The organism is Dehalococcoidales bacterium (assembly GCA_030698765.1).
Taxonomy (GTDB): Bacteria; Chloroflexota; Dehalococcoidia; order Dehalococcoidales; family UBA2162; genus JAUYMF01.
Window position 1 is genome coordinate 1 of sequence record JAUYMF010000061.1, and the last position, 13348, is coordinate 13348.

15 protein-coding genes are annotated in these 13348 nt (G+C 54.6%); 3 read left to right on the top strand and 12 right to left on the bottom strand.

Features of this window, described 5'->3' with window-relative positions; translation table 11 throughout:
* Window positions 1-1155: ATP-binding protein (locus tag Q8Q07_02920; protein MDP3879244.1), on the top strand; the 1155-nt coding region annotated here is incomplete at its 5' end.
* Between the two features lie 594 nt (window positions 1156-1749).
* On the opposite strand, the gene Q8Q07_02925 is transcribed toward Q8Q07_02920, so the two are convergent.
* Window positions 1750-2127, bottom strand: a complete 378-nt coding sequence (locus Q8Q07_02925; GenBank protein ID MDP3879245.1) for a response regulator — start codon at window positions 2125-2127, stop codon at window positions 1750-1752.
* 319 nt (window positions 2128-2446) lie between these two features.
* On the opposite strand from Q8Q07_02925, the gene Q8Q07_02930 reads away from it, so the two are divergent.
* On the top strand, window positions 2447-3145 hold the full coding sequence (locus Q8Q07_02930) for a response regulator transcription factor (protein MDP3879246.1): 699 nt from the start codon (window positions 2447-2449) through the stop codon (window positions 3143-3145).
* Between the two features lie 795 nt (window positions 3146-3940).
* Window positions 3941-5395 carry a VWA domain-containing protein gene (locus tag Q8Q07_02935; protein ID MDP3879247.1) on the top strand — a complete coding sequence of 485 codons (1455 nt, stop codon included), beginning with the start codon at window positions 3941-3943 and terminating at the stop codon, window positions 5393-5395.
* Between the two features lie 413 nt (window positions 5396-5808).
* On the opposite strand, the gene purH is transcribed toward Q8Q07_02935, so the two are convergent.
* From purH to Q8Q07_02990, 11 genes are all read right to left on the bottom strand, one after another.
* A complete protein-coding gene (purH, locus tag Q8Q07_02940; protein MDP3879248.1) occupies window positions 5809-7356 on the bottom strand; it encodes a bifunctional phosphoribosylaminoimidazolecarboxamide formyltransferase/IMP cyclohydrolase in 1548 nt (515 codons plus the stop codon).
* Window positions 7357-7386: 30 nt separating this feature from the next.
* The gene (locus Q8Q07_02945) at window positions 7387-7779 is read right to left on the bottom strand and encodes a hypothetical protein (protein MDP3879249.1); all 393 of its coding nucleotides are present in this window, start codon (window positions 7777-7779) and stop codon (window positions 7387-7389) included.
* Between the two features lie 451 nt (window positions 7780-8230).
* Entirely contained in the window at window positions 8231-8740 is a 510-nt protein-coding gene (locus tag Q8Q07_02950) for a hypothetical protein (protein MDP3879250.1), read from the bottom strand.
* A 58-nt stretch (window positions 8741-8798) separates the two neighbouring features.
* Entirely contained in the window at window positions 8799-9806 is a 1008-nt protein-coding gene (purM, locus tag Q8Q07_02955) for a phosphoribosylformylglycinamidine cyclo-ligase (GenBank protein MDP3879251.1), read from the bottom strand.
* 20 nt (window positions 9807-9826) lie between these two features.
* Window positions 9827-10069: a hypothetical protein gene (locus Q8Q07_02960; protein ID MDP3879252.1), complete on the bottom strand. Its 243-nt coding sequence runs from the start codon at window positions 10067-10069 to the stop codon at window positions 9827-9829.
* 205 nt (window positions 10070-10274) lie between these two features.
* Window positions 10275-11471: an aminotransferase class I/II-fold pyridoxal phosphate-dependent enzyme gene (locus tag Q8Q07_02965; GenBank protein MDP3879253.1), complete on the bottom strand. Its 1197-nt coding sequence runs from the start codon at window positions 11469-11471 to the stop codon at window positions 10275-10277.
* 40 nt (window positions 11472-11511) lie between these two features.
* A complete protein-coding gene (locus Q8Q07_02970) occupies window positions 11512-11994 on the bottom strand; it encodes an Lrp/AsnC family transcriptional regulator (GenBank protein MDP3879254.1) in 483 nt (160 codons plus the stop codon).
* A complete protein-coding gene (locus Q8Q07_02975) occupies window positions 11995-12213 on the bottom strand; it encodes a hypothetical protein (GenBank protein MDP3879255.1) in 219 nt (72 codons plus the stop codon).
* A gap of 193 nt (window positions 12214-12406) precedes the next feature.
* Window positions 12407-12586, bottom strand: a complete 180-nt coding sequence (locus Q8Q07_02980) for a hypothetical protein (GenBank protein MDP3879256.1) — start codon at window positions 12584-12586, stop codon at window positions 12407-12409.
* Between the two features lie 183 nt (window positions 12587-12769).
* Window positions 12770-13024 carry a type II toxin-antitoxin system RelE/ParE family toxin gene (locus tag Q8Q07_02985; GenBank protein MDP3879257.1) on the bottom strand — a complete coding sequence of 85 codons (255 nt, stop codon included), beginning with the start codon at window positions 13022-13024 and terminating at the stop codon, window positions 12770-12772.
* Window position 13025: 1 nt separating this feature from the next.
* Window positions 13026-13235, bottom strand: coding sequence for a hypothetical protein (locus tag Q8Q07_02990; protein ID MDP3879258.1), 210 nt, complete (start codon window positions 13233-13235; stop codon window positions 13026-13028).
* Window positions 13236-13348 lie beyond the last annotated feature (113 nt).

Below are 13348 nucleotides of genomic sequence, written 5' to 3' on the forward strand. Positions count from 1 at the left end.
CTGGACGCTTATTTTGATATTGCCACGGCGCCCATCGTCAGCGCCAGCGGTGAGATAACCAGCTCGATACACATCGCCCGGAACGTCACTGCGCGGAAGAGGGCGGAGGAACGGATAGCTTTTCAGGCCCACCTGCTGGACGCCGTCGAGGATGTCATTATCACCACCGATGTCAGGGGGAGGATTATCTTCTGGGGGAGAGGGGCGGTCAAGCTGCTCGGCTGGCAGCCGGAGGACGTAATTAGACAAAGGGCCATAGACTTGTTAGTCCCTGAAGATCTCGCTCCGGAAGCGCACGCAATTGGAGAACTGCTGAGAAGCGGAAAAGGCTGGTCAGGGGAGTTCACCGCCCGGCGCCGGGACGGTACCCTGGTTCCCTTTCTTGTCCAGAGCTCCCCGGTGGTAGATGCGGACGGCAAGCTGATGGGCATGATTGCCGTCGGCAAGGACATCACTGAAATCAAGAAAGCGGAGCGGATTAAGGACGAGTTCATCGGGCTGGTCTCACATGAATTGCGTACGCCGCTCACCGTAATCGGCGGTTCGCTGCGGCTGGTATTATCGGCGGGAATATCCCCTGAAGACGCTCATGAGCTTCTCCAGAATGCGGTTGAGAGTACGGAGTCGTTAGCCGCCATCCTGGAGAACATGCTGGAGATGTCAAGATACCAGGCGGACCGGCTCCAGCTTAGCGTGGAACCGGTCAGTATCCCTGATGTGTTACCGGACGTTGTTGATAAGCTGAAGGCGCAGGGCGTGAGCCAGAGTTTCCTGATTGACTTCCCCGGTGATTTACCGGCCGTCGAGGCTGACCCGATGAGGGTGGAAAGGATACTCTACAATCTGATGGAAAACGCCGCCAAACATTCTCCGGCGCACAGTGAAATAAGGATCTGCGGCCGGATGGAGGGGGATTTTGTCGTCACCGGGGTTACTGACCGGGGAAAAGGTATCTCCCCGGATGACCAGAAGATGCTGTTCCAACCCTTTGAACAGCTCAAAAGAGGAGCGCGCTCGACCGAGGGGATCGGCCTCGGGCTGGTAGTCTGCAAGCGTCTGGTGGAAGCGCAGGGCGGGTGGATTAAGGTGGACTCGGATGTGGGGCGGGGTTCGACCTTTTCCTTTGCCCTTCCGGTTTGCCGGACAAAGGCATAATAATAACGTTATTTGCGTTACACCACGCTAGCGTGGTGCATCGCATTATTTTTCGCTCAAGAAGTGAAACGAATCGTTCTCCCATAAAAAGCACGTTACGCGTGTTGTCATTGCGAGGAGTCCGCCTCTGGTGGACGACGTGGCAATCTGGGGGTAAGGGATAATTCCGCCCCCGCCCAGATTGCTTCGCCCTCGGGACTTCGGCGTGAGCTCAGTCGAACGCTGAACTCGGGCTGAAGCCTCCCGCCGGAGTTTACCCCGTACACCGATACGGGGTCGGAATGGTCTCGCAATGACAGCAGTGGCGGCAGCGTAACTATAAGTGTTACCTGGTACTGATAGCTTGTATCACTTAAATTGTACAATCGTCATTGCGAGCGTAGCGAAGCAATCCGTTTCTCGGGGTGGCGGATTGCTTCGGGCTTCGCCCTCGCAATGACAGTTTTGGTGGCTATCTCTTAAACGAAGGATTAAGTGTTACAACGTCCTGGTGTCGTGTAGCAGTAACACCTTAACAATGTCTGTCATTCCGTACCCTGGCCTGTCGCCAGGACGGCTTGATACGGAATCCAGGTGGGGTGGAGATACGCTACACTAGCGGCTAAGCAGCGCCTTGATTCTCCTGGCCATATCATCGGGGCGAAACGGTTTGGTCACGAAATCGTCGGCGCCGAGCTGTATGGCATCCCGGTGGCTCTCGGGGCTGGCGCTGAATGCCATAACCGGGAGCCGCGTGAAAGCCCGCAGCCTTCTGAGCACCTCAAAACCGTCCACTTCCGGCATGATCATGTCCAGGAGCACGATATCCGGTTTTATTGAGTTGACCAGTTCCAGAGCTTCCGCGCCGGAGGTTGTTGTGATGACATCAAAGCCGTGCAGTTTCAAATCTATTTCAACGAACCGCAGCACTTTAGGATGGTCATCCACCACCAGCACACACTGTTTCCTTTCCACATTGGTCATAGAAACCATAATACTCTTCCCGGTGAGGAATAGCCAATATTCCTCACCATTAATATTTGGGCTATTATACCACCTGCACTATCAAACCACTACGGGTCAGACTATTATAAAGGCGGCGGTATCCAAAAGTCATAAAATTAAGTCGAAAGATATTACAAAAACATAACATTTTTACTGAAGCGGGGCATAAAAGTTCTTAGCGGTTCTCACCCTTAATCTTCATAGAGGAGAAAGCATAGGCGAATACACCCAAAGATACAAATATTTGACATTCCCGTGTCTCTACAAATAGTATTAATTTGGGATTTAGCGTTTAAAGGACATAACAGTGAAGCAATTTCGTGTGCTGGTAGTGGATGATGAGCCGCGTATTCTCAATTTCCTCGAAATCAGGCTTAAGACCTCGGGGTATGAAGTGCTGACCGCCGATAGCGGGCTGGAAGCCCTGGAACAGGTGCAGGCACAGGAACCGGACCTGCTCGTCCTCGATGTGGTCATGCCCGGAATAGACGGCTTTGAGACCCTGAAACAGATCCGGGCTTTATCTTCGGTGCCGGTTATCATTTTGAGCGGCAGAGAAGGCAACACGGACAAGATAAAAGGCCTGGATATGGGCGCCGATGACTATCTGGTTAAACCCTTCAATCCCGATGAGCTGGTGGCGCGGATTGAAGCGGTCAGGCGCCGCCTGGCACTTGACCGGGACCGTACCGTCATTGATTTCATTACGTTAGGGAATATCAGTGTTAACCTCAAGAACCATCTCGTTGTTGTGGATGGGAAAGAAATACCGCTGACAAGAATCGAATGGCTCCTGCTGAGCGAGCTGGCTCGCAATGCCGGTAAACTTATGATGTACGAGGAGCTGCTCATAAAAATCTGGGGACCTGAGTACCGGGATGATGTGCAGATACTGAGGACCTGGATAAGCCGTATCAGGCGCAAGATAGAGCCCGACCCTGCCCAGCCGGCAGTCATCCGCACTATACCCAAAACCGGGTATATCATAGACCACCCCTCCGCCTGAGAACGGGCTTTTAGCACGGCGATTCGCTCTCCAAATGTCATACCGGGCGGAGAACCGGTTACCGGTTTGGTGAAATCGTCCGAGCAGCCTTCTGGTGAATTCTGTTTCCCCCGGTCTCCCGCGTTCTCTCCGCCGGGTATTCCGCTAAAAGCCTGACCGCCGGGCATCTTCCGGGATAATCACGTCACGTTCCTCAAACAGCCATCTCTCATTTACACCGTATTGGAACCAATATTCCACCAATTTTCCACTATCCGGCACCATTTCAGGCACTTACGGCACGCTGATTTCCACCTTCGGGTAGTAAGCTATTACTCTCTCTCCCTTGATGTGGAATCATCATAACACTACCGGCAAGTATGATTTCAAGGAATGAGAGATATCATTTCAGGTCTGTTTATTGAAACCTTTGTCTGCCCGCTTGTGACCCTTCGGGGATTTAAAATATTGATTAGTGATAGTTTAATTAACGATACGGCCTCCGCAGGACGAAGAATCCGCCAATATGACATAGAGGAGGAAAGAGGAAAGGAACTGGAAACCTGCTGAATTAATTCCTTCAATCTACGGTGTCTATAGGCCGCAGATTAAGTGACAATAGAAATGGGGGCAACCTCGGCAAAGGCGGCCCCCGAGAAGGACAAGCCACTGACGTTCGCGAGCCAGCTTTCATGCCTTCTGTATTTATTATGGAGCGAGAGTAGACTTCTGTCAAGGTAATAATAGGAGGTGATGTGTATGCGCTAGTCCGCAAGAGGTAGCTATCATACAAGCAAAATCTAAAAGGAGGGAAAATTGAAAAAGTTTCTAAGAGTTCTGTCCAGGGTACTGCTGCCGGTTCTGCTGATTACATCACTGCTGGTTATGCCGGCAAGCGCCGCTGTCACTCCGGACACGGTAATAGAGGAATTACTTCCCGGTGAAGTACTGGTTGTAGAAAAGACGGTGGACGTACCCGAGATTCCGCCCCTGCCGGATGTTTACTTCCTGGCGGACACCACGGGCAGCATGGGTCCGGCCATTGCTAACGTGCAGGCTAATGCCAGCACTATTTTAGCTACTATATCGGGGCTTGACCCGACGGCCCAGTTCGGCGCCGGAGATTACAAGGACTTCCCCTTTGACGCGTACGCATTCCAGAATAGCGCATCGATTGACGGCGCTGCTCCAGCCCTGGCTGCGATAGGCGCCTGGGGAGCGAGTGGTGGGGCTGATGGGCCTGAAGGCTGGTTCTACGCCCTTTATCAACTGGCTACCGACCCGGCAATTGGCTGGCGGCCCGGCTCTTCCCGGATTGTGGTTATCTTCGGGGATGCTCCGGCCCATGACCCGGTACCCGCAGCCGCTACCGTCCTGGGTTTTGACCTTGATGAAGCCACGGTTACCGCGGCGCTGCAAGCGGCTAACGTTCATGTCATCGCCGTAAGCCTGGATACCAGCGGTGGTGTCTTCTACCCGGCTGGCCTGGACGATAACCCGAACAACTTTGGCGGCGACTATGCAGCGGCCTACGGTATTGTTGAGGATGGCAGTGCAGGGCAAGCCAGCCGAATTGCGGCGGCCACCAATGGCGCTTACCTGTTCGCCGCCAGCGCCGATGAAGTCTCTGATGCGATTCTGGCCGGTCTGACCGCCCTGTCCACTGACGTTTGGGCTACAGTTGAGGCGGACCCGGGGCTTAATGTGACCCTGGAACCGGCCGTCCACTTTGGCGTTCCCAGCGGCACTTCAGTCAGCTTTACCGAGACTATCAGCATTGACGCTGATGCGCCTTGCGGCGTGTATGAGGCTGTCGTCACTTTCTGGGCTAATAGCTACCCAGAAGAAGGTACGCCAATCGGCAGGGAGCTGATACGCGTAGGTGACTTCACGGCTCCGGTAGTATCCTGTGAAGAGACCGTGAACCCGCACGGGCAGACTGTTCCCCCGGCAGGTTCTACCACCTTGCCCGGACCCAAGGGCGGCCAGAATGAGGACGGGTTCTACAAGCTGTTCGCCGAGGACAATTGTGACCCCGACCCTGAAATCTTCGTCAGCGGCTTTGGGCCTTTCCATAGCGGAGATGTCGTCAAGATAACCGAAGACCCTGACGCCATCCCCGAGATGAAGAAAATGGGTAGCACCAAAGGGCAGGCGGGAGCCGTTGCGGCGCACCTGATATTGAACAGCGACCCGGTCATCACCGCTGTTGACCATGCCGGCAATGTATCTGACCCGGCCGATTGTTTGGTACCCCCCGCCCCGAAGTAGAAACAGGCGGAAAATTAACAGAAGCGGGGATGTCTAATCATCCCCGCTTCTGTTTTTCATGTCAAGATGTGGACTGAGGGTGTTTAACGATGGTCTGTCATTGCTACGAAAATGATGCCCATAAAAATACAAAAGGTTTTGTCATTCCCGCCCCGTATCAAGTACGGGGTAAACTCCAGCGGGAATCCAGTCGAATCCTTTTCTGGATTCTGGCCTTCGCCAGAATGACGGTGTTGGATATATTTTCATCCTTTGTTGTGCTGGTTCTCCAGCATGTTGGATTGCGAGGGCGAAGCCCGAAGCAATCCGTAGACCAGAGAAACGGATTGCTTCACTGCGTTCGTAATGACGGAACTCTCCGGCTAGAAAGCGGGCTATTAAACACTCTCTAACTGACATTACCCTGGCTTTGCCTAGTGCCGGAAATGCCTCGTTCCGGTAAAGACCATAGCGATATTATTGTCATCAGCCGCCTTGATGGAGTCCTCGTCCCTTATCGAGCCTCCCGGCTGGATGATGGCAGTGACCCCGGCGGCGGCGGCCGCTTCCACTACATCGGAAAAGGGGAACATCGCATCCGAGGCCAGTACACTGCCCCTGGCTTTTTCCCCGGCCTTGTCCCGGGCTACCCGGGCGCTGATAATGCGGCTGGGCTGACCGGCCCCCATCCCCACTATCATCTTGTCTTTAGCCAGCACAATGGCGTTCGATTTGATGTGCTTGACGGCGCGCCAGGCAAAGAGCAGATCGTCAATCTCAGCCTTGGTCGGCTCACGGCGGGTCACTGTTTTCAGCTTGACACTCTTTTCGGGCAGAGAGTCGGAGGTCTGTACCAGGAGGCCGCCCTTTACCCTGCGGAGGTCTAAATATTCCGGTTCCGCTTCTCCGTAACCGGGGGGCAGTTCGGCGATGAGTATGCGCAGGTCTTTCTTGCGCTGGAGCAGTTTGAGGGCATCGGCGTCATATTCCGGGGCGATGACAATCTCGTAGAATACCGACTTCATAGCCTCAGCCATCGCCAGGGTAACCTTTCTATTGGCAGCGACAATACCCCCGAAAGCTGCCACAGGGTCGCCGCTGAAGGCCCGCCGGTAGGCCTCGGCGATGTCCTCATGACTGGCTAAACCGCAGGAGTTGGTGTGCTTGACCACGGACACGGTGGGCGCGGCAAAGTCCGTGGCTGCCCCCCAGGCGGCGTCCGCGTCCAGGATATTGTTGAAGGAAAGCTCCTTGCCCCCGAGCTGTTTTGCCCAGGTGATGCCGGTGCTCTTGCCCCCGACCACGTCCCGCTCGGCGTAGAAGGCGGCCTTCTGGTGGGGGTTCTCTCCGTAGCGGAGGTCGTAGCGTTTCTGGAGGGCGATGGTCATTTCCTCGGGGAAAATTTCGCCGCTGTCCTGTCTCAGGTACTGCGCAATGGCGGTATCATAGGTGGCGACGTGCTGGAAGGCTTTCTGTGCCAGCCGTTTTCGTTCCTCCAGTGCCAGGTCTCCCGTCTTCAGCTTCTCCAGGACCGGCCCGTAGTCAGCCGGGTCAACCACCACGATAACGCCGGGGAAGTTCTTGGCGGAGGCGCGCAGCATGCTCGGCCCGCCGATATCGATGTTCTCCAGCGCTTCCTCAAGGCCGACACCTTGCTTAGCTACAGTCTGGACAAAAGGGTAGAGGTTGACCGCCACCAGGTCGATATTCCCAATATTGTTTTTGGCTATCTCCGCCATGTGCTCCGGAAGGTCGCGCCGGGCGAGGATGCCGCCGTAGATGAGCGGGTGCAGGGTCTTTACCCTGCCGTCCAGAATCTCCGGGAAGCCGGTGATGTCAGAGACGCTTTTTACCGGCACTCCTGCCTCCGCCAGCGTCTTTTTGGTGCCGCCGGTGGAGAAGATGTCAAAGCCCAGTTGGCTCAAGCCTTTAGCGAAATCGGTCACTCCCGCTTTGTCAGAAACGCTGATGATAGCCCGCATTAAGAACCTCCGTTTATTTCTACTCTTTTTCTAATCTTTGTGATGTCCTCTCCCCGAGATAAGGAGAAGAATCCCGGATATCAGCGGTAACAGGCTTACCGGTAGCACAATGAAGACTATTATAGAAGATATTGGTGGCATTGTCGGTACGGTGGATAGCCGCCAGACCGGCCAGAAAAGGCTCGCCGCAATTAACAGAATTCCACCGGCCAGTGGCCACTGCCAGGCAATCCCTACCATGACTAAAAAGGGAAAGCTGAGGACTAATGCAGCAGGCAGAGCGTGCAGGAAGTTAGTGAAACTGGTGAAAGGAGCTTCGCCCACGGCGATGGCGAACAACACTATTTCAACTACCCCGACCAAACCCACAATCAACCCGGCTTGGCGCAGCTTCTTTTGACGCTTACTGGGAGATTCTGTCAACAGTCAGCCTCTCTCGTCTTTAATCCCGTTCCTTTAGTCCCATTCCCCCAAGTGTTTATCCGCTCGTCATTCCGGCGGAACCTGTCCCGTACTGATATGGGAGCCGGAATCCAGTTCTTTCCCGTTCCCCGCTTCTGGATTCCGTGTCAAGCCTGTCCTGGCGACAAGCCAGGGCACGGAATGACAGGGCAGTCTAGGAGCTGAGCCCCTCTTAGACTTCCCCTGCGCATATTGTCATTGCGAAACCCTCCCGATTTATCGGGAGGCTTCAGCCCGAGTTCAGCCCGAGGGCGAAGCAATCCGGCCGGGGTATGTTTGCGCCTCCCCTCACGGATTGCTTAGTCGCTACGTTCCTCGCAATGACAGCCGTACGGAGGAAGGGCTTCGCCTCTTAAACTCCCCTGTTATTCTTGAGACTCCTTCTCTTTTTAAGCTCCCATTTCTCTGGTGTTCATTTAGCCGGTCGTATGGGTGGGGTCCGAAACGGATAACCTTCAACAAACACAACCTTACACGCTTCCAGGTCGACTGCCGCTGACACTATCCATTTGCCCGGCTCACCAAACCGGATGGTGACATCAGGATATATCTTTTCGGCATCCCTGGGGTCGAGGACTGCTCTCCCCCGCGGATATACCGGTATACCCGTTTCCACTATCTCGTATTCATATCTCATGTAACCGGAATAGCCTGTTCCGGACGAGTCAGGGTACAGGGCTGCCCAGTCGAAACTTATTTCGTACTTACTTTCCTTCTGTAGCCACTCCGATGCTTCAGGGGTATTCAGCACTATTTCAATTATTGTATTCTTCTCGCTGGCTGACAACTGCCTGAGATTTTCGGGAAACCAGAACTCTTCGGGAGTCGGCATAGTGGATACAGGTTCTATGGGAGGAACTGAAACTTCGTCAGGTGTAGGAGTATTCTCATGAGCGCAACCGCTGGTGAGGAAAACCATCATAGTTAGCAAGCCTGCGCTTACCCAAAGCCATCTTCGAAGTCTCAATCTCTTCCTCTACCTACTCGATCACCACCCTCGCCCCACCCCTCTGCTCGGCCACTTCACCGATAATTTTGGACTCAGCTAAAGCTCCGGTCAATTTGCCGGTGTTTTCCGGTGAGCAGATGAGCGCCATGCCGATGCCCATGTTAAAAACATGGTACATCTCCTCAGGGTTGACATTGCCCCGCTGCTGGATAAGCTGGAAGATGGGCGGGATTGTCCATGCCCCGTGCCGGAAGCGCGCGGTCAGTCCGTCGGGTAAGACCCGGGGTACGTTGCCGATGAGTCCGCCGCCGGTGATGTGGGCGATGCCCTTGAGCAGCGGCAGCGCCGGTTTGAGTATCTGGTAATAGCTTCGATGGGGCTCGAGGAGTTCCTCCCCCAGCGTCCGCCCCAGTTCCGGGTAGTGTTTGTCCAGGTCGGCCCTGGTCTCGCCGAAGATTTTACGCACCAGAGAATAGCCGTTGGTGTGCAGCCCGCTGGAGGGCAGCCCGATGATAGCATCGCCGGGGGTAATTGCCTTGCCGTTGATAATCCGCTCTTTCTCTACCGCGCCGATGATGAACCCGGCCAGGTCATAGTCTTCCCCGGCGTAAAGCCCGGGCATCTCGGCGGTCTCCCCGCCGATGAGGGCACAGCCTGCTTCCTGGCAGGCGCGGGACAGCCCCCGGACGATGGCCTCTACTTTTTCCGGCGCCAGCTTTCCCATGGCGATATAGTCCAGGAAGAAAAGAGGCTCGGCGCCGCAGGTCAGGATGTCATTGACGCAGTGATTGACGATGTCAATGCCGATGGTATCGTGTTTATCCAGGGCGCTGGCAATCTTCAGCTTGGTGCCGACCCCGTCGACGCTGGAGACCAGCACCGGCTGACGGTAGCCCTTGAGCTCAAAGAGCCCGCCGAAGAACCCCACTCCGCTCAGGACTTCCGGGCGGTGGGTAGCGCGGGCATGCCTGCCGATAAGCTCCTTGACCTTGCTGGCGGCATCAATATTAACACCGGCTTGGGCGTAACTTTCCCTGATTGTGGGTGCCTCCTCTCTGGTTAATCTGATTTACTGTTCGGGGGTTGGGTGAACCTCAGGTGCCACCATAGAACCTTGTATTCTTTGATAAAGGTCATCTCACCGCCACAGCGGACATAGTGTTCACAGGGCAGGATACCACGCGGTTGTTGGCCGCGGGCCCTGGCGGCGGCTGCCCAGGCTCCTTTGCCCTCGAGGGCGGTGCCCAGGTCGTCTTTATCGATTAGTTCTTTACCGCATCGGTCACAGACCAGTTTCTTCATCAGGTTCACTCCATTTCATACTCAGAAAAGCTTATCTATTTTCTTCTGCCGGCATCCGCCATGGGGTAATCGTCATCAGCATCGCCATCAGGTAGGACTTGTCCACTCCGAAGTTGGCGCAATCACCCCACAGAGAATCATGAAAATAGGAGAACTCAGGAAGAAGCCGGGTATTGCCGCCCGTATGGTAAAGTCTCCGAACATGTTAACCATCCTTGATGTGTTTAGCGACGAATCGCCTCATTCTGGTCAGCGCTTCCTCAATATCAGTCAGGGCGGTGGCATAGCAGCAGCGGACATAACCCTCACCGTGTTCTCCGAAGGCAGAGCCGGGGACTACCGCTACTTTCTCCTCGGTGAGCAGCTTTTCGGTAAATTCCTCCGAGGTCATGCCGGTGCGCTTTATCGAGGGGAAGGCGTAAAAGGCGCCCCTGGGTTCAAAACAGTCCAGTCCAATATCACACAGTCCCTTGACCATGACCAGACGGCGCCGGTTGTAGTCCTGTACCATCCCGGCGGCGCTATCCTCGCCGGACTTTAATGCCTCGATAGCGGCAATCTGTCCCATGGTCGGCGCGCACATCATGGTGTACTGGTGTACCTTGGTCATGGCGGCGATGATTTCGCGGGGGGCGGCGGCGTAACCGATGCGCCAGCCGGTCATGGCGTAAGCCTTGGAAAACCCGCCCAGGTAAATGGTGCTCTCCTTCATGCCGGGCAGGGCGGCAAAGCAGGTATGTTCGATACCATAGACCAGCCGGGAGTAAATCTCGTCAGAAATAACCAGGAGGCCGTGACGTTGGGCTACCCCGGCAACGTCAGCCAGCTTTTCCCGGCTCATCACGGCCCCGGTAGGGTTGGCCGGATAACCGAGGAGGATTGCCCGTGTGCGGGGGGTAATCCGTTTTTCAATCTCACCGGCGCTGAGTTCAAAGCCGCTTTCTTCAGCGGTCGGTACCATGACCGGCGTGCCCCCGGCCATGATAACGCACGGGGTGTAGGAAACGTAGCAGGGGTCAGCCATGATTACCTCATCTCCCGGGTCGAGGATAGCCCTCATGGCCAGGTCCAGCGCTTCGCTAACGCCGACGGTAATCAGCATTTCACTGCCGGGGTCATATTCCAGGTTATAGGTCTTTACCAGGTGTCGTGCCAGTTCCTGGCGCAGTTCCGGCATACCTGAATTTGAGGTGTACATGGTGTAACCTTTTTTCAGGGATTCGATGGCGGCCTCGCAGATGTGCCAGGGAGTGGCGTAGTCCGGTTCGCCAACCCCCAGCGAGATTACCCCGTCCATAGAGGCCAGGAGATCAAAGAAGCGGCGTATACCGGAAGGGGATATCTGATTGACACGCTGGGATATCGGATATTTTCTTACCGGGACTCTGGATTTAGTTGACATAACAATCTCCTGACCGGATAATAGGTTAGACAATACTTATCTAGAGTATCACCTTCTGCCGCTTGATTTCCTCTTGCCCCTCGATAATCTCGTCATCTTCTTTATAACGCTTGAGGACAAACTGGGTGACCGTCCCCTGCACTCCTTCAATGTGGGAGAGCTTTTGTGACACGAAATCGGCGACTTCATGGTTGGTCTTCCCGGCTATGAGCACAAAAAGGTCGTATGTCCCCGAGATGAGGTAAACGGTGCGGGTCTGGGGGAAGCGGTAGATACTCTCGGCGATGGAGTCAAAGCCGACGTCCTTCTGCGGAGTGAGCTTGACTTCAATCAAGGCCAGTACCTGCTCGTCATCCACCTTGTCCCAGTTTATTATCGCTTTGTATTTGAGGATAATCCGGTCCTTTTCGGCCTGCTTGATGTATTTGCTGACTTCAGTACCGGGTATCCCGGTCATGGCTGATATCTGGCTGGTGGTGGTGCGGGCATCATCTTGCAGTATTTTCAGGATTTCTTTCATCATTCACCCCCGCTCGCTTATTGACCATTGCCGGTTTGTCTCATTATAGCAGAGTTGGAAGAATTTGTTATCCCCCGTGCGCACCCGAAAGTGCCGTTCTCCCGGCTCCAGCCAGTCTTTTTCTATTTCCGCCACCTGGTATTCTATCCCCCGCCACCGGAAGGATACCGGTCTTTCGGCATAGGTATGTCCCGAGTAGCAGCTGACTTCAAGCTCGTCCAACTCTATCCCTCTAATCCGTTCCCCCTTAACAAAGGGAAGATGGGGATGGTGGTGAAGAGGGGCTTCGCCCCTCTTCACCACTGTTTTAAGGGAAATTCACGACCAAACAACCTCGCGAGAGGGCCAGCCCACTACCGGCTAGACCTCTCCGGAGGCCGGTTAACAGCTATGTTTAGTTCGCTCTTGCCCGGGCTTAGCTGGGCTCTCTGATGACACGGACTCCCAGGATAATTACCGGCAGCATGAAGACAGCCCAGAGGACGGTCTCCAGCCAGGAAAACGGCGGCGCCTCCACAATCCCGGCCGAAGTGAGGATGAACAGGACAACGAGCAACAGATTAAAGATGACGGTGTACCAGGCTAACGCTTTCATTTCCGCCTCCTATAAATGAATCGACTATAGCCGATATTCTAGCGGTAACGCTCCTCTTTGGCAATGGGTATTCCCGATTCTGATGACGTTACCCCCTCAGTCGCTCTATCTTACCTTCACTCCCCCCTTCCTTTACCAAAGGAAGGGGGTCAGGGGGATGGATTTATAGGGGAGTAAGACTACCTAACCGTACACTTCCCGCCGGTGACCTACTGCAATGATGGTGACTGTGTTATTTCTATCATCAATGACATATAAGATGCGGTAGTCACCCACTCGAAGGTGGCATTCCTCCCGTCCGCTGAGTTTCCGGACACCTCTGGGGCGTGGATTGTCCTTCAGGGAGAGGATTCTTTGACTGATACGATTGTGAACTACGCCGGAGAGCCGGCTCATTTCCTTTTCGGCGGAGGGGACAATGTTGACTTGGTAGCTCAAGCTAACCGCTCTGTTTTTCTCTATCTGCCAGGTAATTACTGAAAGGTCGGCCGGGTTCTCCCTGACGCTGTCGTATAAGGGCCAAATCCAGGATGTCCTCCCTGAGATTTTCATCTTCGAGAAGACGAGCGATAACGGCCTTTTTCTCTGCTCTGGAGAGCGACTGGAGAGCCATTAAATATACTTCGGCTCTGGATTCCGCTGTCTTCACTTCACAACCTCCGTCTCTATCATAGCACAATAATTACTGATGTTTCCGGGTAGCCCTCTCTTTTAACTTTTCCTTTCTTGATTTCAGGTACTCTTCCAGTGAGATGGTGCCCT